Source organism: Micromonospora endophytica (assembly GCF_003236305.1).
In the GTDB taxonomy this organism is placed as follows: Bacteria; Actinomycetota; Actinomycetes; order Mycobacteriales; family Micromonosporaceae; genus Micromonospora; species Micromonospora endophytica.
This window is the reverse complement of sequence record NZ_POTX01000006.1, coordinates 18096-33373: the sequence shown is the minus strand read 5'-3', so window position 1 is coordinate 33373 and position 15278 is coordinate 18096. Positions and strand designations below refer to the sequence as shown.

Annotated in this window: 20 protein-coding genes; 7 read left to right on the top strand and 13 right to left on the bottom strand. The window is 70.5% G+C overall.

Translation table 11 applies throughout. The features are described 5' to 3' along the window. The first annotated feature begins 163 nt into the window (after positions 1 to 163). From C1I93_RS01995 to C1I93_RS01985, 3 genes are all read left to right on the top strand, one after another. Positions 164 to 727, top strand: a complete 564-nt coding sequence (locus C1I93_RS01995; RefSeq protein ID WP_146603403.1) for a hypothetical protein — start codon at positions 164 to 166, stop codon at positions 725 to 727. 118 nt (positions 728 to 845) lie between these two features. Further along, on the top strand, positions 846 to 1766 hold the full coding sequence (gene nudC / locus C1I93_RS01990) for an NAD(+) diphosphatase (RefSeq protein WP_111241480.1): 921 nt from the start codon (positions 846 to 848) through the stop codon (positions 1764 to 1766). A gap of 125 nt (positions 1767 to 1891) precedes the next feature. Next, positions 1892 to 2719, top strand: coding sequence for an ABC transporter substrate-binding protein (locus C1I93_RS01985; protein WP_111241464.1), 828 nt, complete (start codon positions 1892 to 1894; stop codon positions 2717 to 2719). A 62-nt stretch (positions 2720 to 2781) separates the two neighbouring features. Here C1I93_RS01985 and C1I93_RS01980 read toward each other — a convergent pair whose 3' ends face one another. Both C1I93_RS01980 and C1I93_RS01975 read right to left on the bottom strand, forming a co-directional pair. Next, a complete protein-coding gene (locus C1I93_RS01980) occupies positions 2782 to 2973 on the bottom strand; it encodes a DUF397 domain-containing protein (protein WP_111241463.1) in 192 nt (63 codons plus the stop codon). Continuing rightward, the gene (locus C1I93_RS01975) at positions 2964 to 3731 is read right to left on the bottom strand and encodes a DUF5753 domain-containing protein (RefSeq protein WP_111241462.1); all 768 of its coding nucleotides are present in this window, start codon (positions 3729 to 3731) and stop codon (positions 2964 to 2966) included. The genes C1I93_RS01980 and C1I93_RS01975 overlap by 10 nt, the downstream gene beginning before the upstream one ends. A gap of 252 nt (positions 3732 to 3983) precedes the next feature. Between C1I93_RS01975 and C1I93_RS01970 the strand changes: the two genes are divergently transcribed. Then, the gene (locus tag C1I93_RS01970) at positions 3984 to 4226 is read left to right on the top strand and encodes a hypothetical protein (protein ID WP_111241461.1); all 243 of its coding nucleotides are present in this window, start codon (positions 3984 to 3986) and stop codon (positions 4224 to 4226) included. After that, a complete protein-coding gene (locus tag C1I93_RS01965) occupies positions 4223 to 4486 on the top strand; it encodes a flavin reductase (protein WP_111241460.1) in 264 nt (87 codons plus the stop codon). The genes C1I93_RS01970 and C1I93_RS01965 overlap by 4 nt, the downstream gene beginning before the upstream one ends. Positions 4487 to 4547: 61 nt before the next feature. Here the strand turns inward: C1I93_RS01965 and C1I93_RS01960 are convergent, their stop codons facing one another. The 8 genes from C1I93_RS01960 to C1I93_RS01925 form a co-directional block, all read right to left on the bottom strand. After that, complete coding sequence (locus tag C1I93_RS01960) at positions 4548 to 5489, bottom strand: amidohydrolase family protein (protein WP_111241459.1); 942 nt, start codon at positions 5487 to 5489, stop codon at positions 4548 to 4550. Next, positions 5489 to 6424: an MBL fold metallo-hydrolase gene (locus tag C1I93_RS01955; protein ID WP_111241458.1), complete on the bottom strand. Its 936-nt coding sequence runs from the start codon at positions 6422 to 6424 to the stop codon at positions 5489 to 5491. The genes C1I93_RS01960 and C1I93_RS01955 overlap by 1 nt, the downstream gene beginning before the upstream one ends. Continuing rightward, a complete protein-coding gene (locus tag C1I93_RS01950) occupies positions 6421 to 7242 on the bottom strand; it encodes an ABC transporter ATP-binding protein (RefSeq protein WP_223256166.1) in 822 nt (273 codons plus the stop codon). The genes C1I93_RS01955 and C1I93_RS01950 overlap by 4 nt, the downstream gene beginning before the upstream one ends. After that, on the bottom strand, positions 7239 to 8036 hold the full coding sequence (locus C1I93_RS01945) for an ABC transporter permease (protein WP_111241456.1): 798 nt from the start codon (positions 8034 to 8036) through the stop codon (positions 7239 to 7241). Before C1I93_RS01945 ends, C1I93_RS01950 begins: the two co-directional genes overlap by 4 nt. Further along, entirely contained in the window at positions 8033 to 8854 is an 822-nt protein-coding gene (locus C1I93_RS01940) for an ABC transporter permease (protein ID WP_181444969.1), read from the bottom strand. Before C1I93_RS01940 ends, C1I93_RS01945 begins: the two co-directional genes overlap by 4 nt. Continuing rightward, positions 8851 to 9870 carry an ABC transporter substrate-binding protein gene (locus tag C1I93_RS01935; RefSeq protein WP_111241454.1) on the bottom strand — a complete coding sequence of 340 codons (1020 nt, stop codon included), beginning with the start codon at positions 9868 to 9870 and terminating at the stop codon, positions 8851 to 8853. The genes C1I93_RS01940 and C1I93_RS01935 overlap by 4 nt, the downstream gene beginning before the upstream one ends. Positions 9871 to 9903: 33 nt before the next feature. Continuing rightward, a complete protein-coding gene (locus tag C1I93_RS01930) occupies positions 9904 to 10650 on the bottom strand; it encodes a class II aldolase/adducin family protein (RefSeq protein ID WP_111241453.1) in 747 nt (248 codons plus the stop codon). A 604-nt stretch (positions 10651 to 11254) separates the two neighbouring features. After that, the gene (locus C1I93_RS01925) at positions 11255 to 11761 is read right to left on the bottom strand and encodes an SRPBCC family protein (protein WP_223256165.1); all 507 of its coding nucleotides are present in this window, start codon (positions 11759 to 11761) and stop codon (positions 11255 to 11257) included. A 16-nt stretch (positions 11762 to 11777) separates the two neighbouring features. Between C1I93_RS01925 and C1I93_RS01920 the strand changes: the two genes are divergently transcribed. Beyond that, complete coding sequence (locus tag C1I93_RS01920) at positions 11778 to 12173, top strand: ArsR/SmtB family transcription factor (RefSeq protein ID WP_212808442.1); 396 nt, start codon at positions 11778 to 11780, stop codon at positions 12171 to 12173. Between the two features lie 81 nt (positions 12174 to 12254). Then, positions 12255 to 12965: a hypothetical protein gene (locus tag C1I93_RS01915; protein ID WP_146603402.1), complete on the top strand. Its 711-nt coding sequence runs from the start codon at positions 12255 to 12257 to the stop codon at positions 12963 to 12965. Between the two features lie 57 nt (positions 12966 to 13022). Here C1I93_RS01915 and C1I93_RS01910 read toward each other — a convergent pair whose 3' ends face one another. The 3 genes from C1I93_RS01910 to C1I93_RS01900 form a co-directional block, all read right to left on the bottom strand. Then, positions 13023 to 13376: an MmcQ/YjbR family DNA-binding protein gene (locus tag C1I93_RS01910; protein WP_111241450.1), complete on the bottom strand. Its 354-nt coding sequence runs from the start codon at positions 13374 to 13376 to the stop codon at positions 13023 to 13025. A gap of 156 nt (positions 13377 to 13532) precedes the next feature. After that, complete coding sequence (locus tag C1I93_RS01905; protein WP_111241449.1) at positions 13533 to 14057, bottom strand: NUDIX hydrolase; 525 nt, start codon at positions 14055 to 14057, stop codon at positions 13533 to 13535. A 271-nt stretch (positions 14058 to 14328) separates the two neighbouring features. Further along, the gene (locus C1I93_RS01900) at positions 14329 to 14961 is read right to left on the bottom strand and encodes a hypothetical protein (protein ID WP_111241448.1); all 633 of its coding nucleotides are present in this window, start codon (positions 14959 to 14961) and stop codon (positions 14329 to 14331) included. Positions 14962 to 15278: the final 317 nt, after the last annotated feature.

The following is a 15278-nucleotide window of genomic DNA, read 5'->3' as shown; positions in this document are numbered from 1 at the left end:
GCTCAAGGTTCCTGACAGGTCGGATTTGATTTAGCGTGGCTGATGGAAGAAACGTTGCCGCACCAACTGTTGACCTGCGACAACGTCGACTTCCACAGCTAGCGAGGGCGGCAGCTCTGTCCAGCCGCCGCCCTCCACCTCACCGACCTGTTAGGAGGACAGCGTGAGGATCTTCCGTAGAATAGCCCTCGTACTGGGCTTTTCATCTCTCGTCCTGTTGACCGCAGCGGCCGGCGTCCAAGCCGCCCCCGCATCGGACTTCGCCGCCCAGGCAAAGGCTGCGGGCCTGAGCACCACCGACGCCAAGGCACTCCAGAAGCGCGTCGACAAAGCTCTGGCCGAGACCGGCGGCACCCAGATCGCCGCGAACAAGATCGACCTGAAGGGCGCCACGCTCACGCTTGTGGTACCCGGCGAGAAGCACGTCCGCAACCTCAGCCGCTCGGGCACCGCGCAACTACCGCTCTACTACTGCAACCTCTACTACTTCTGCGCCTACACCAACCCGGGGCAGACGGGTGACATGCTCGCCCTCTACTTCTGCAACCGGATCTACAACCTGCCGTCGTACTTCAGCACCGGCGGCTCGTGGGTCAACAACCAGACGAAGGGCACCCAGGCAAGGCTCTACTACGTGGCGGGCGGCTCCGTGCTCACCCGGCCAGCCCTCTCGTCCGAAGGCAACTGGAACTGGGTTCCCTACTCCAGCATCCGCGCCTGCACCTGACGAAGTGCAAGGAAGGGCCCCCTATTAACGCCTGGTGTATAGGAGGGGCCCCCTCCTAACATCGCGCTCGCCGGGTACGGTCGCCCACCGCAGCTCGGACGTGGTGCACGATCAGGGCATGACGTTCGACGGGTTGGCGTACACCGGCACACCGCACGACCGGGCAGCGAGCCTGCGCACCGATCCGGACTGGGTCGGTGCGCAGCTCTGCCACGACGACACCCGCATCGTGCCGATGTGGCGCGACAACACCCTGCTGACGGCCGCCGGGCAGCCGGTCGTACTCACCGCCGGTGCGGGTCGTGCCGTGCTGGCCGCCGCCGGTCAGACCGTCCTGCTCGGCCTCGACGGGACCACCGCGACCTTCGCCGTCGACCTGAGCGAGGTCGAAGAGGCCGAGGCGCTCCGACTCGCCGCCGCCGACACCAGCACCGACCTGCGCGCCCTCGCCGCGACCCTGCCCGCTCCGCTGGCGGCGACATTGGCGTACGCGCGGGGCATGCTCTACTGGAACCGACACGCCCGCTACTGCGGCTCCTGCGGTACGCCCACCAGCAGCGCCCACGCCGGCCATCTGCGCGTCTGCGGTGACCAGGACTGCGGTCGGCAGCTCTTTCCCCGCCTGGAGCCCGCCGTGATCGTGCTGGTGGAGAGCCCCGAGCCGGAGCCACGCTGCCTGTTGGCCCGCCACCACGGCGCCGGGCCGGACCACTTCGCGTTGCTGGCCGGCTTCGTCGAGATCGGCGAGAGCCTGGAGGGAACTGTCCGGCGCGAGGTCGCCGAGGAGGCCGGCGTCATCGTGGACCGGGTGACCTACCGAGGCTCACAGGGTTGGCCGTTTCCCGCTGGCCTGATGGTCGGCTTCCATGCCCGCGCCGTCGACGCCACGATCGCGGTGGACGGCGCGGAGTTGCAGGAGGCACGCTGGTTCACCCGCGCCGAGGTCATCGAACGCATCGTCAACGGCGCCGGCTCCGGCCCGGTCGACAGCATCGGCGGGCGGCTGCTGCGTTCCTGGGCCGGCCTGGCGCACGCCTGACGGTCGAAATTCGGGGCGGTTTTGGCGGCGGTTGATTGTTACGCTCCTGGCTCGTATCTGACCGCCGCCGGAACATTCCGGCCGCTTTCGGCTGCGATTTTTATGATCGAATCCCAGGGAGCACAATGCAATTGATCCGGGCTGCCGCGCTGAGCGCGGTGGTGACCCTGTCTCTGCTGGCCAGCGGGTGTGGCGGCACTGACGATCCCGCACCGGCCGCAGAGAGCAGCCGCTCCGCACCGGCCGGCGACAGCACCTCCTCCGCGCCGGCCACGCCGGGACCGAAGGTGGTCGCCTCGACCAGCTGGGTCGGCGCGCTCGCCAAGGCCGCCGGTGCCAGCGAGGTCACTCTCATCGCCCCGGCCGACGCCGCAAACCCGCCGGAGCACAAGCCGAAAGCCGCGGCCCTCAAGGCCGCCGCCGACGCCGACTATGTCCTGTACGCCAAGACCGACCGCTTCGCGCCTGAGCTGATCAGGGCCGTCGGCGACAGGAGCGAACTCATCGAGGTGCTTCCCGCCGAGGTCACCCCCGGCAAGATCACCTCGGAGGTGACCCGGCTGGGCACCACGTTCGGCACCTCCGAGGCGGCGAAGGCGTGGCTGAGCACCTTCAATGCCGAATACACCAAGCTGTCCGGCCAGACCAAGGCCGCTCTGCCCAACCCGGCACCCACGGCGGTGTCGGAGTTGTTCGTGGGCTTCTGGGGCTCCTTCGCCGGCATCGAGGTCACCGAGGTGTACGGCCCGCAGCCGGTCACCGCGAGCGAACGGGCCGACCTGACCGCCAAGAAGCCCACACTGGTCTTCACCAACGCCCACACGCCGGGCGTGGACCCGAAGATTCCCGGCGTCACCCGGGTCAAGCTCGTCAACTACCCCGGCGAGGACCTGGACCTGCTCGGCGTGTTCCGGACCAACACCGAACGGCTCACCGCCGCGCTCGCCGGCTGACTGTACGGCCCGTTCCGGGCTCGCCCGGAACGGGCCGGGTTGGCTCGCGCCGAGGCTGAGGCTCAGGCGCGGTCGGCGATCCGGGTGACGAAGGCCCGCCAGGCCACCGGACCGAAGGTCAACACCGGACCGGCCACGTCCTTCGAGTCACGCACCGCCACCACATCGGACAAATTGTCCGCCACCTCGACGCAGTTGCCGCCGTTGCCACCGCTCTTCGTGCTCTTGCGCCACCGCGCGCCAGTCAGCTCCATGATGCCGCTGCTTCCTTCACGAGATCCAGGCTTCGGCCCCGGGGCAGCGCCTCGCCACGGATCCGCTCCCACCGTCGCTCCAGGTTAGCAAGGTCGGAGGGCTGGTCCAGGATCTGCGCCTGGGCAGCACTGTCCACATGCGCCGCCCGGCTGCCACCCGGCATGTCGGCGATGACGAAAGGGCCATCCAGGCCGGGATAGCTGGGTGCGTCGGCCGGCACCACGTGCAGCTGCACGTTCGGTAGTTCGGCGCAGGCGAGCAGGTGCGCGAGCTGGGCCCCCATCAACGCCCTGCTGTCACCCACCCGCCGCCGCAGGACGCCCTCGTCCAGCACCGCGACGAGCAGCGGCGCATGCTCACGGTGCAGGATGGCCTGCCGGTTGAGTCGAGCCGCGACCAGATCCTCCGCCGCGTCGGCCGTCAGCATCCCGCCCGCCAGCGTCGCCCTCGCGTATGCCTCAATCTGCAACAGCCCCGGCACCCAGGCCAGTTCGAATGTGCGCAGGTTGGTGGCCTCGCGTTCGATGTCGACCCAGGGCCGGAACCACACCGGCTCACGGCGGCGGACGACATCCGGCCAGAGCGCGTCGGTCTCGCGCCCGAGGAGTTCCGCGACTGTGGAGCGGTGCCGCGTCTGCGGGATGTGCCCCGGGTTTGCCCACCTGGCCACGGTCTTGGGATGGACGCCGAGCTGCTCGGCCAGGCTTTCCGCGGTGTGGCCGGCATCGCTGAGCGCCGCGACGAAAGCGTGATTCATCCCTGCTCCTCCCGAAACAAAGCAACTGCCGGAAGAACAATATCGAACGCTGTGTGATTGTTCAGCAACCCTCGGCAATGTGGTTCGTGGAACGGCAGCAGCCTGCTGTCGGATGGAGGAGGCGCTGTGGTGGTGCGGAAGCCGGTCAACGGCGTACCTGGATCCCGGTGGACGCCCCCGGCGCGGGCGCAACGGCCCGGCAGGGCTTGCCCGGGGCGGCGGGCGGATGGGACACCATTCGTCGAACCCGGTTTGTACCTGCTGACCAGGGCCGCCTCGGCGCAGTTCGCCAAGCCGATCACGGTCCGGGTGATCCGGGAACGGACCGACCGTCCCACGTACCACGGCTGGACCTGGATCGAGGCGTACCAGCTCGATGCCGCAGGCGACGCGATCGCCTGGCGCGAGTTGTTCGTGATGCCGGAGGGTCTGCGGCCGGTGCCACCGGCACGGCGCGGACCGGGTCGGCCGGGGCCGGCCCGGGGTGGACGGTGAGTGGGCGTTGCCGGGCGCACCTGCCGTCGCGGCCCACCTGGCGTTGCCATGTCTGCGGGAGCGCATGGCCCTGCGGCACGGCGAAGGTGTGGCTGCTCGCCGAGTACGGCCGGGACCGGATCTCCCTGCTGATCTACCTGGCGACACTCCAGCAGGAGGCCGCCGAACAACTGGCCGACCTGGGCCGCCCGGTCGCCCCACGGAGGTTGACCGCCCGCTTCACCGCCTGGGTGCCAGCCCGCCCCGCGCGTACATCATGATCCGTGGCACGGCACCCACCACCCTTTGTGCCACACCAGGGACCCGGCGAAGGGGATGGGCTCAGGCGGCCAGCAGCCGCAGGGCGTTGGCCCCGGCGACAAGCCTGCGCTGCTCCCCGTCCAACCCGGCCCGGGTCAGTGTCGTCTCGACCCGCTCGCGGCTGGTCTCGCGTACGGCGATCGGCCAGTCCCCGCCGACCAGCACGTGGTCGGCACCGAGCAGATCGGTGGCGAACCTGATGGCGGCCGGCGTGAAGCCCATGGTGTCCAGATAGACGTGGGCACGCTGCCCCGCCGGAGCGGCGACGGTGATGGTCTCCCCCGGGTCGGTCGCGGCGGCCAGGGCGAGGCCGGCGAGGCCGAGCATCGGGAAGACCACGTGCAGGTCGGGCAGGTCGGCGAAGACGCCGTCGGCCAGCAGCGACAGCAGCGCGGCGGCGTTTATCGTGCCCCGGGCGAGCGAGGTGCCGTACCGGCCGAGACCGGCGAAGGACCGGGTCATCAGGTCGGGGCTGATCGGGTGCGCGAAGACCGGTACGCCGAGTTCGGCCGCCACGGTCAGGGTGGGCCGGGCGGCCTTGGCACCGAGCAGCTGATCGTCGGTCGCGCAGTCCACCACCAGTCCGGACAGTCCCAGCTCCCGGATCGCGCGGACCGCCTCGTCGGCGGCGGCGTCGCCGGCGAAGGCGTCGATGGTGGCCAGTCCCCGCAGCCGCTCCGGTGCGCTCGCGACCGCCTCGGCCAGGTGGTCGTTGAGTCGCCGCAGGTCGGCCTGGTGGGTGCGCTCGCCGTGCGGGGTCACCAGGGCCGGCGGCGCGCTGAGCACCCGCAGGTCGATGCCGTGCCGACCGGCCTCGGCGAGCAGCCCGTCCAGGTCGGCGATCCGGCGAGCCATCCCGCGCCAGCGTTCGGCAAGCTCGGGCGCGGCGTGCCGGGGCGGCAGTGCGGGATAGGCCGGGCAGGCGTAGTGGGTGTGGAAGTCGACGATGGGCAGCGGCGGCATCAGACCTCGATGAAGGTGTACGTGAAGCCGCGCTCGGCCCGTCGTACGTAACCGGCGGCCGGGAACGGGAAGTGGGCCGGCACCAGCAGGTCGCCGGAGTCGGCGGCCCGCTCCAGCAGACGGCGTCGCTGGTCGGCGGAGTCGCCCGGCACCACGCAGTACCTGATGCTCCACTCCGGCCGTTCCAGCTGCACCCCGTGGTGCAGCATGTCGCCGGCGAAGAGCGCCCGCCGGCCGGCGGACTCGACCACCAGGTAGACGTTGCCGGGGGTGTGTCCGAAGGCCGGCACCAGGTGGATCTCCGGCGAGAGCACGTGGTCGGCCGGGATCAGGTCGAGTACGCCGGCATCGCGCAACGGCAGGATGCTGTCCGCGATGTAGTCCCCGGTGCGTTTCAACGCCACCGCCCCCTCGGGGCCGGTCCACCAGTCGAACTCCTCCTTAACGACCAGGTAGCGCGCGTTGGGGAAGGTCGGCACCCAGCCACCGGCCCCGTCCGAGCTGGTGGCGAAACCGACGTGGTCGACGTGCAGGTGGGTGAAGACCACCGTGTCGACGTCGTCGATCGAGACGCCGGCCCGCGCGAACTGCTCCAGGAAGGGCCGGTCGGCACGGTCGAACACCCCACCGTTGCGGGGTTTGCCGTTGCCGCCACCGGCGTCGACCAGGATGAGCCGATCCTTCGTCTTCAGCAGATGCGCCTCCTGGTTGAGCACGATCCGGCCGTCGCGGGTGAACGGTTCCGTGGTGTAGAACGCGCCCTCGGTCCAGGGCTCGGTCTCCAGTTGCGGAAAGAAGTCGCTGGGGAGCGGGAAATAGTCGACCTCGCGGATCGGGAAGACCTCGACCTCGCCGACGTGGAAAGACCAGAGCGGGCCTTCGCCGCCACCGGTGTCCTGCCACCGCGGGGCGCTGTCCTGCGGATGCTGGCTCACGAGTTCACCTCTCGCAGTGCTGGGGCGGTGGGTTCGGGTGTGCGGCGGACCTGCGCGTAGACCTGGGCGCGCAGTTCACCGAAGCGGGGCGACGATCGGGTGTCGAGCTGGTCGCGTACGGCCGGCAGATCGATCGGGAACTGGGCGACGACACCGGTAGGTGCGGCGCCGAGCACGACGACCCGCTGGCCGAGGTAGACCGCCTCGTCGATGTCGTGGGTGACGAACAGGACCGTCATCGCGTACCGCCGCCAGAGGGTGGCCAGCAGGTCTTCCAGATCGCCACGGGTCTGGGCGTCGACCGCGGAGAACGGTTCGTCCATCAACAGCAACTTCGGCCGGTACGCGATGGCGCGGGCGATCGCGACCCGTTGCTGCATGCCGCCGGAGAGCTGCCACGGGTACGCGTCCGCCGCCTGCGCCAGGCCGACCGCGTCGAGCGCCTCCGCGACCAGTTCCCGGCGTTCGGTGCGTCCGGTCCGCCCGTGCCGCAGCGGCAGCTCGACGTTCTGCCGGACGGTCTTCCAGGCGAAGAGGCTGCGGCCGTACTCCTGGAAGACCACGCCGAGGTCGGCCGGGGGTTCGGTGACCCGTCGCCCGGCCAGGATCACCTCCCCGGTCGAGGCGGGCAGCAGCCCGGCCACGATCTTCAGCAACGTGGTCTTGCCGCAGCCGGAGGGGCCGACGACGGTGACGAACTCGCCGTCGCGGACCGTCAGGTCGATCCCGGCCAGCGCGTCCACTGTGCGTTCCCGGGACCGGTACGACTTGCCCAGGTCGACGATCCGCAGCAGGGCCTCGTCGGGCTCGGCTGTCACCATGACTCCTCTCGTCCGGTGGCTCCTTGGTGCCACCGCAGGGCGCGCCGTTCGATGAGTTCGAAGATTTTCGCCAGACCGAAGCCGAGTACGCCGAGCAGCAGCACGCCGCTCCACATCTGCGGGATGGCGAAGGTCCGCTGGAACCGGATGACGGTGAAGCCCAGCCCGTCGGTGCTCATCAGCATCTCGCTGACCACCATCACGATGAGCGAGATGCCCAACGCCTGACGGGCCCCGGCGAAGACCTGCGGCGTGGCCGCGCGCAGGATGAGGCCGTGCCGGGTCCAGCTCGGCAGCCGGTACGCCGCGGCGGTCTCCAGTTGGACGTCGTCCACGCCGCGCACGCCGTCGGCGGTGTTGAGCAGGATGGGCCAGACCGCCCCCAGCGCGATGACGATCAGCTTGGTGGCGTCGCCGATGCCGACCGCGACCAGCAGCACCGGGATCATCACCGGTGCCGGAAGCACCCGGAAGAAGGCGAGGATCGGGCTGGTCAGGGCACGGATCAGTGACCAGCGACCGATCACGTACCCGACGCCGACCCCGACCACCAGCGCCGCCGCGTACCCGATGGCGAGTCGCCGCAGGCTGGGCAGCACGTCCCGGACGAAGACGTCGGAGAGCCACACCTGGCCGAACGCCTCGACGATGCGGCGCAGCGGCGGCAGGAAGATGTTCGTGCTGTCCGCGCTGGCCAGCCACCAGAGGGCGAACAGCACCACCGGCAGGCCCAGGGCCAGGCCGACGGCGGAGACGCCCCGGAGCAGGGCGGCACCTCGATGCCCGGTCATCCGGCCGCCACCTCCCGCCGGGTCGCCACGTGCCAGTGCAGCAGTCGCCGCTCGGCCAGGCGGGCGGCCAGGTCGAGGGTGATCCCCACGCCTCCGGTCAGCAGCACCAACGCGTACATGCCGGTGAACTCGCCGGACTCCTGGCTGCTCCAGATCAGTTCGCCGAGTCCGGCGGCCCCCATCACCAGACCGCCGGTGATGGCCAGGGCCAGTGCCACGGAGACGATCAGCCGCAGGGCCGTGCCGAGGTAGGGCAGCACAGTCGGCCAGGTGACGTGCACGATCCGGGCCAGGCGGCCGAGTCGGATGCTGCGGGCGGTGTCCACCGCGACCTGGTCGACGTCGCGCAGCCCGTACAGCACCTGGAACAGCACGATCCAGAAGCAGGAGACGGCGACGAGCAGGACGGTGATCTGTCCGACGTCGAGCACCAGGACCAGCACCGGGATCAGCACGATCGACGGGACCGGACGCAGAAAGTCCAGTGTGGACGAAGTCACCCGCAGCAGCCACGGCACGGAACCGATGGCGAAGCCGACGACGATTCCCGCTGCCACCGCGATCACCAGGCCGACCGTCGCGGCCAGCAGGGTGCGGCCGGTCGCGACCCAGAACCGGGCCTCGGTGAGCAGGTGCAGGGCTTCCGGCACGACTGCCGACAGCGGGGGTACGTGCAGAGGCGAGAAGAACGCCCGGGTCACCGCCTCGTACGCCACCGCCGCGAACAGTAGCCCGACGACACCGAGGAGCCGGCGGCTCGCGGCCGGGCCACCGGCCAGCCCCCGGGCGGGGGCTGGCGTGCGGCTGGCGGTGGTCACGGCAGGATCAGCTCGTCGAGGTTCGGCGCCGTGTCGATCAGACCGTCCCGTTGCGCGTACCCGGCCAGCTTCTCGGCGGCCTGCCGGCTCACCTCGTCCCGCCAACCGGTGATGGTCATCTTGCTGGCCACCTCCGGAGTGATCTGGGTGAAGGTGGGGATCTTGGCGCGTACCTCGTCCTCGTGCTCGCGGGCGTAGGCGTACGCCTCCCGGATGGCGTCCCGGAAGGCCGTCACGACCTCGGGCTTCTGTTCGATGAAGGCGCCGGAGGTGTACCAGGCCGAGACGGTGAGGTCCTCGGCGAGGTCGGTGAACCCCCAGCCGATCGGCACCGCGCCCTGCGCCTTCGCCGCCGACAGGAACGGCTCGACCACCCAGGCGCCGTCCACCCGGCCCTCGCTGATGGCGGCCGGCACCTGCGGGAAGGGGATCTCCACGAGCTTCACCGCGTCCGAGTCACCGCCGTCGGTCCGCACCGCCTCGCGGGCGGCGGCCGCGGCGATGTTGGTGAGGATGTTGACCGCGACGGTCTTGCCCTCGAGTTGCTTCGGGCTGGTGATCCCGGAGTCGCCGGCCACCACGAGTGCGCCGTAGTCCGCGCCGGCCTGACCCGTCGACGCCGACGCCGGCACCACCGCCTTCACGTCCAGGCCCTGGGTACGGGCCACGATCAACGTGGTGAGGTCGCCGGTGGCGAAGTCCACCTTGCGGGAGAGCACCGACGGCACCGAGGTCAGGTCGGAGGTCTCGGTGTCCACCTCCACCTCGAGGCCGTGCTTGGCGAAGATGCCCTTGTCCTGAGCGAGGTAGATCGGGGCGAGGTGGCCGAGCGGTGACGAGGCCAGGGTGATCCTGGTCGGGCCGTCGGCCGATGCCGCCGCGTCGGCGGAGTCGTCCGCGCTGTTGCAGGCGGCGAGGGTGGTGGTGAGCAGCGTGGCGGCGAGGACGCCGGCCGCGCCCCGACGCAGGAGGGCTGTGGCGGGCAGGTGCCGGCCGGTCCGGGTGGTGCGGGACATGATCGATCTCGATTCTCGGGTCACGGGAGAGGTTCAGAAACGCAGGCGCAGGTCGACGTCTTTGACGTGGTCGGGGAAGGGCACCGGGCCGCCCAGGGCGAGCGCGCCGATGCTCGACACGGCCGCCTCCTCGATCGCCACCACCAGGCTCGCGGCGTGCTTCGCGTCGTCGCCGGCGACGAGCAGGCCGTGGTTGCCGAGCAGGACGCCGTACGTCTGCGGGTGTGCCTGGTAGGTCTCGGCGATGGCGCGGACCGCCTCGGTGGTGCCGCGCGGCGCCCATGGTGCGACCGGGATGTCGACCGCCTGGCCGTGCACGAGCAACGCCTCGTAGCGGGCCGGCAGGCTGACCGAGGCGAGCGCGTAGCTGGTGGCGTAGGGCGAGTGGGTGTGGATCACCGCGTTGACGTCCGGGCGGGTCTGGTAGACGCCGACGTGCATCTTCAGGATGGCGGCCACCGAGGGACTCGGCGTGCCGAAACGCACCTCCCCGTCGAGGTCGACCACGACGACCTCGTCGTTGACGGCTCGCAAGGCCGGCACCCCGACCCGCAGGTCGTCGGTGGGCCACGGGCGCAGCAGATCGCCGGCGTTGATGGCGAGCAGGTTGTCGTGTCCGGGCAGCCGGACACTGATGTTGCCGTGTCCGCTGGCGGACATCGCCGAGGCGGCGAAGATCCGGTTGATGCCGATGGTGAGGTCGGTGCGCGCGGCGTCCAGTTCATCGGCGCCGAACGGCGCGCCACGCAGGTCGGATGGTGTGGGGGTGTGCTGGGTCATGGCGTCGCGAGCCTTGTCGTCGAGGGGGTTTGCCGGTCTGCGGTGGTCCGCGTTCGTCGATCGGAAACGCGCGACGTGGCCGTCGGCGGATGACCGGGGACCGGCTCGGTGGGTGGGGCGCGCCGGCTCGAACCGGAAGTGACGGCCCGCAGGGGCCAGATGGGAGGCGACCGTCCGGTTGCGTCGGTGCCGCGCCGCGCGGTCGGCTGCGCCGGGCAGCAGGGCCTACGGCAAGCAGTCGGATGCCCGAGGGGGGTTCCCGGCTACGGCGAGTAGCCGGGTCAGCGGCTGGGACAGAGCGCGCTGCCCGTGCGGCCGTAGTCGACCGCACGGCGGGCAGTCAGCAGCAGTGGCATAACCCTAGTATGCCTCTAGGATTTGCAGACGATCAAGACCAACTGCCCTGTGACCTGCGTTTCACCGCCGCCGGCCCGCCGAGATGCCACCCCTTCTTTGCTCTGCTTCAACATGCGCAACGCCTTGCGGCCGAACCTGTGCGTGGAGTGAAGCAGAGCAAAGGCAGTGGCAGAGAGACCAGCGGCCCGGCGGAACGGCGCAGGAGGGCGCGGAGGGATGGACGGTGCGAGGCGGGAGGCAGGTGTGGTCAGGCGAAGAAGCCGCTACGCAGCGTGATGCCGTGCTCCAGCCAGGCTTTCAGGCAGCAGAGCATGTTGGTCCAGCCCTCGCAGTTGCCGTAGGAGGCCCGCTGCCCCTCTGGGGTGCGACGCCAACCCTCCTCGGCGATGGTGACCAGGGTGCGGTCCCCCTCAAGCGCCTCGAACTCCATCGTGACGGTGGTGAAATAGGCCGCGCCGGCAACCGGCTGGTCGGTGGTCGACTGGGCGTCGTCGGCCGCCTCCCAGCGCAGCACGATCCGCCGGTCCTGCTCGACCTCGACCACCTCGACCGGGAACGCGCCGGGAAACTCGGCGAAGTCCCAGGTGACCGTGGCACCGGTGGTGAGCCGGCCCTTGGCCCCACCGGTGGTGAAGTAGCGGGAGAGCTGGTCCGGGTCGACGACCGCCTCGAACACCTCGTGCACCGGCCGGCTGATCCGCCCGGCCACCTTGAATCGCAGGTCCATGCTGGTCTCCTCCGCTTCGACTGTCATGTTGTATTTTTATAACATGTCAGCGCGCCGCAGCCGCCCCGCAACCGCCGATCAGGTCGACGAGGACGAGGTGTTCAAGGCGCTGGCGTCGGGCACCCGGCGGCGCCTGCTCGACCTGCTCAAGGACCAGCCGCGCACCACCGGTGACCTCTGCGAGCGCTTTCCCGAGCTGGATCGGTGCACGGTGATGCAGCACCTGCGGGTGCTGGAGTCCGCCGGGCTGGTCATCGCCCAGCGCAAGGGACGTGAGCGGTGGAACCATCTCGACCCGCTCCCGATCAAGCACATCCACGACCGGTGGATCGGCGAGTACGCCAGCGCGGCGGTCGGTCTGCTCGCCGACCTCAGGACCGCACTCGACCCCCCAGCCGGCGCACCTTTGGCGGAGGCGTCTGACCCACGACCGGCCTGATCAACCGGGTTCGGCTGGCAGTGCCGGCCCGGCCGGGTTGCCAGCGGCCACGGCTGAACCGAACTGGCATACGATGCGAGCATGCGGGGACGTCGATGGATCGTGGGGCTTGCTGTTTTCGTAGTGCTGGGCGTGGGGGTCGGCGCGTTCGCGTGGGCTCTGCCCACCGTCGCGGCGACCGCCTGCCCGCAGTGTTACGGGCTCTCCGACCGGGGCGGTCGGCTCTACGCCGACAGCGACGAGGCGCGCTACCGCCAGCTCCTGGACGAGGCCGATCGGCGGATCACCGCCTTCTACGGCGAACGGACCAGTACGCCCCGCGTGTTGATCTGCACCACCGCGGAGTGCTACCGCCGCATCGGTGGTGGGGGCGAGAAGGGGCGGGCGATCCGGAACTGGTCGCTGATGTTGTCGCCGGCCGGGGCGAACGTCACCATCGCCACCCACGAGCTGTCGCACGTCGAGTTCCACGAGCGGCTCGGCTCGGCGAGCGGCTCGGTGCCGGACTGGTTCGACGAGGGGTTGGCCGTGCTGGTGTCCGACGACGCACGCTACCTGAAGCCCGCCGGTGAGCCGGACCGCTGCCTGGTGCCGTACGAGCAGGCGTTGCCGATTGTCGACGCCGACTGGGGCGACGCGACGCACGGCGGGGTGGACCGGCCGTACCTCTTGGCGGCCTGTGTGGTGAGCCGCTGGACCGCCGCCAACGGTGGGTCGGCCGCCGTGCTGGACGCGATAGCTCAGCTCCGCGCGGGTGCGGATTTCCCGGCGGTGGTGTCCGTCCCCCGTTGACGCCCGCGGGCGGGTCGCCTCGACGCGTCCCGATGACCGGACGGGCGCGGCGCTCAGCTAGGCGGTGAGGGATTCGGGGGCGCGCATCCGCCACGCGTCGGTCACCAGCTCTTCGAGCCGATCGACGTCCACCTGGGCCAGTCGCAGCATGACCAGGGGCAGCCCCTCGTAGCCGGGAGTGGTGAAGAACGTGTCGGGTTCGCCCAGGAGCAGCGCCTGTTTCTCGGCCTCGTCGCCGACGTACAGCACGGCGATGTCGGTGCGGATGACCCGCGGCTTGCCGGGTCGCCGTTCGGGATAGGACCAGATGAAGCCCTTGTCGGCGACCCGGAAGTCGAAACCGTCGCTGTCGATCTCCACCGCGTGGGGCAGCGCCAGGGCCAGGCGCCGGACGTCGTCGGCGTCAGCCATCACGGCTCCCCCGAAACAAAGCCTGCTGCATGCCGTCAGGCTAGTGCCCGGGTCGGACATCACCGCACCGGTGACGGCCCGAACCGGTCGCGCCCGCACCGGTGACGGCCTGATCCGGTCGCGCTCGGAGCCGGTGGCGTCCCGCGAGCCGGCCGGCTACGCCGAGGACCGCCCCAGGTAGCGGTCGAGGACGACCCGACCGTCGGGCACGAAGGGCCAGGTCGGATCGGCCAGGCGGTGCAGCAGGTCGGGCAGGTCCAGCCACCATCCCGCCGCCACCTCGCTGGGCTGGTGCACCACCGGGCCGCACCGCTCGGGGTCGTAGCGGGCCTCGAAGACGTACGCCAGATAGGAGGTGGACGGGTCCGCGTACCAGTACCGCAGGCAGGGCCGCAGGTCACAGTTGCGTACGCCCAGTTCCTCGGCGAGTTCCCGACCGGCCGCGGCGACCGGATCCTCCCCGGCCAGCACCACGCCACCGGCGAAGGCGTCGTGCATGCCCGGGTACAGATCCTTGGTGTCGGTACGCCGGTGCACGTAGACCCGGTCCCGAGCGTCGCGTAGCAGCACCGCAGTGGCGGCGTGGGGCAGGTTCTCGGCGCGGACCACACTGCGCCGCGCACTGCCGACGACCCGGCCGGAAAGGTCGCCCTCGGCGTAGAGCGCCACGAGTTCGTCCACACCGCGACTCTAGCCGCCGGTATGGACCTTTCATGTCCAGGGAAACACCGGATTCGACACCGGCCGGTTGACCCGTCGAGGCATGTCCCGAGAAGCGTTTCCGAGCCAGCCCGGGGCGCGGACGAGATCCGACCAGGAAAGCCGGTTAGCCCCGCGACGGGCTCCGGCCCGGCGGCAGGCCGCCGGGCCGGAGCCACGCTGATCTGACCGGTTCCGGTGCGCTACCCGGACCTGGTGGGGTGCCATGGCGACACGGCTCCCCACCGGTCCGTCACTCGAACAGCGAGAGGGTCAGCGTCGAGGTGTAGGCACCCGCGGCGACGTCACCCGGGGTACGCAGGAACAGGTCCGCGTTCACCGAGTACGCGTCACCGGCAACCGCGCCGGAGTCGAATGTCGACACCAGCAGTTCCTGGTCGACCAGACCCACGTTGTTACCTGGTTGGGTCGCTTCGTCCAGCACGGTCACCACCTCCTCACCCTCACTGACCAGGCCGCTGTCGTCCCCGTCGAGGAGACGCGGCTTCCAGCCCAGGTGCCCGGCGCCGATCGGCGCCTGACCCGCGCTACCGACAAAGTCGGTGGCGCTGCCCAGCACGGCCCACGCCGCGCCCGCCGGCACCTCGTCGGCGGTGCGGGTGTCGGTCACGGTGACCGTCGGCAGGGTGCCGACGAACTGACGCACCAGCAGCGTCGACCCGTCCTCGGTCAGGGCGACCGAGTCGGCGGCCACCGACATGGCCAGTACGCCAGGCTCCCTGATCTCCTCGATGTCGACGGTGACCCGCACATCCGCCTCGTCACCGGGCTCGGCCAGCGCGGGCGACGGCAGCGCCACCGTCCCGGCGAGCAGGGCTCCGGCGGCGCCTGCCGCGAGCAGGCGTTTACGACTCTGTATGTTCATCCGTTCTCCGCTACTGTTCGTGGTTGCCTTTCGGGATTCAGCTGGCGCAGTTGACGCCCGGATAATCCTTCGTGACGACTGTCGTCACATCCTCACCGTCGATGGAGCCGGTGACCCGGACCGTCGCCGTACCGGCCGGCACCGCTGCCACCCGCGTGGTGAACTGCTGGAAGCCGTTTCCGCCCGACGCCACGTTCGGGAAGGAACGCTCGCCGTACCCGGACTCCAGCGCGATGCCCACCGCCGCGTCGTGGTCGTTGCGCGCCTGCACACTCAGGTACGCCTTACCGGCGATGCACCGCGCCTGCGCGGTCACC

Excerpts from the sequence above, each read along its gene's own strand:
- nudC (WP_111241480.1), top strand. The coding sequence starts at position 846 with ATGACGTTCGACGGGTTGGCGTACACCGGCACACCGCACGACCGGGCA.
- C1I93_RS01985 (WP_111241464.1), top strand. The coding sequence starts at position 1,892 with ATGCAATTGATCCGGGCTGCCGCGCTGAGCGCGGTGGTGACCCTGTCT.
- C1I93_RS01980 (WP_111241463.1), bottom strand. The coding sequence starts at position 2,973 with ATGGAGCTGACTGGCGCGCGGTGGCGCAAGAGCACGAAGAGCGGTGGC.
- C1I93_RS01975 (WP_111241462.1), bottom strand. The coding sequence starts at position 3,731 with ATGAATCACGCTTTCGTCGCGGCGCTCAGCGATGCCGGCCACACCGCG.
- C1I93_RS01960 (WP_111241459.1), bottom strand. The coding sequence starts at position 5,489 with ATGCCGCCGCTGCCCATCGTCGACTTCCACACCCACTACGCCTGCCCG.
- C1I93_RS01945 (WP_111241456.1), bottom strand. The coding sequence starts at position 8,036 with ATGACCGGGCATCGAGGTGCCGCCCTGCTCCGGGGCGTCTCCGCCGTC.
- C1I93_RS01935 (WP_111241454.1), bottom strand. The coding sequence starts at position 9,870 with ATGTCCCGCACCACCCGGACCGGCCGGCACCTGCCCGCCACAGCCCTC.
- C1I93_RS01930 (WP_111241453.1), bottom strand. The coding sequence starts at position 10,650 with ATGACCCAGCACACCCCCACACCATCCGACCTGCGTGGCGCGCCGTTC.
- C1I93_RS01925 (WP_223256165.1), bottom strand. The coding sequence starts at position 11,761 with ATGACAGTCGAAGCGGAGGAGACCAGCATGGACCTGCGATTCAAGGTG.
- C1I93_RS01920 (WP_212808442.1), top strand. The coding sequence starts at position 11,778 with ATGTCAGCGCGCCGCAGCCGCCCCGCAACCGCCGATCAGGTCGACGAG.
- C1I93_RS01915 (WP_146603402.1), top strand. The coding sequence starts at position 12,255 with ATGCGGGGACGTCGATGGATCGTGGGGCTTGCTGTTTTCGTAGTGCTG.
- C1I93_RS01910 (WP_111241450.1), bottom strand. The coding sequence starts at position 13,376 with ATGGCTGACGCCGACGACGTCCGGCGCCTGGCCCTGGCGCTGCCCCAC.
- C1I93_RS01900 (WP_111241448.1), bottom strand. The coding sequence starts at position 14,961 with ATGAACATACAGAGTCGTAAACGCCTGCTCGCGGCAGGCGCCGCCGGA.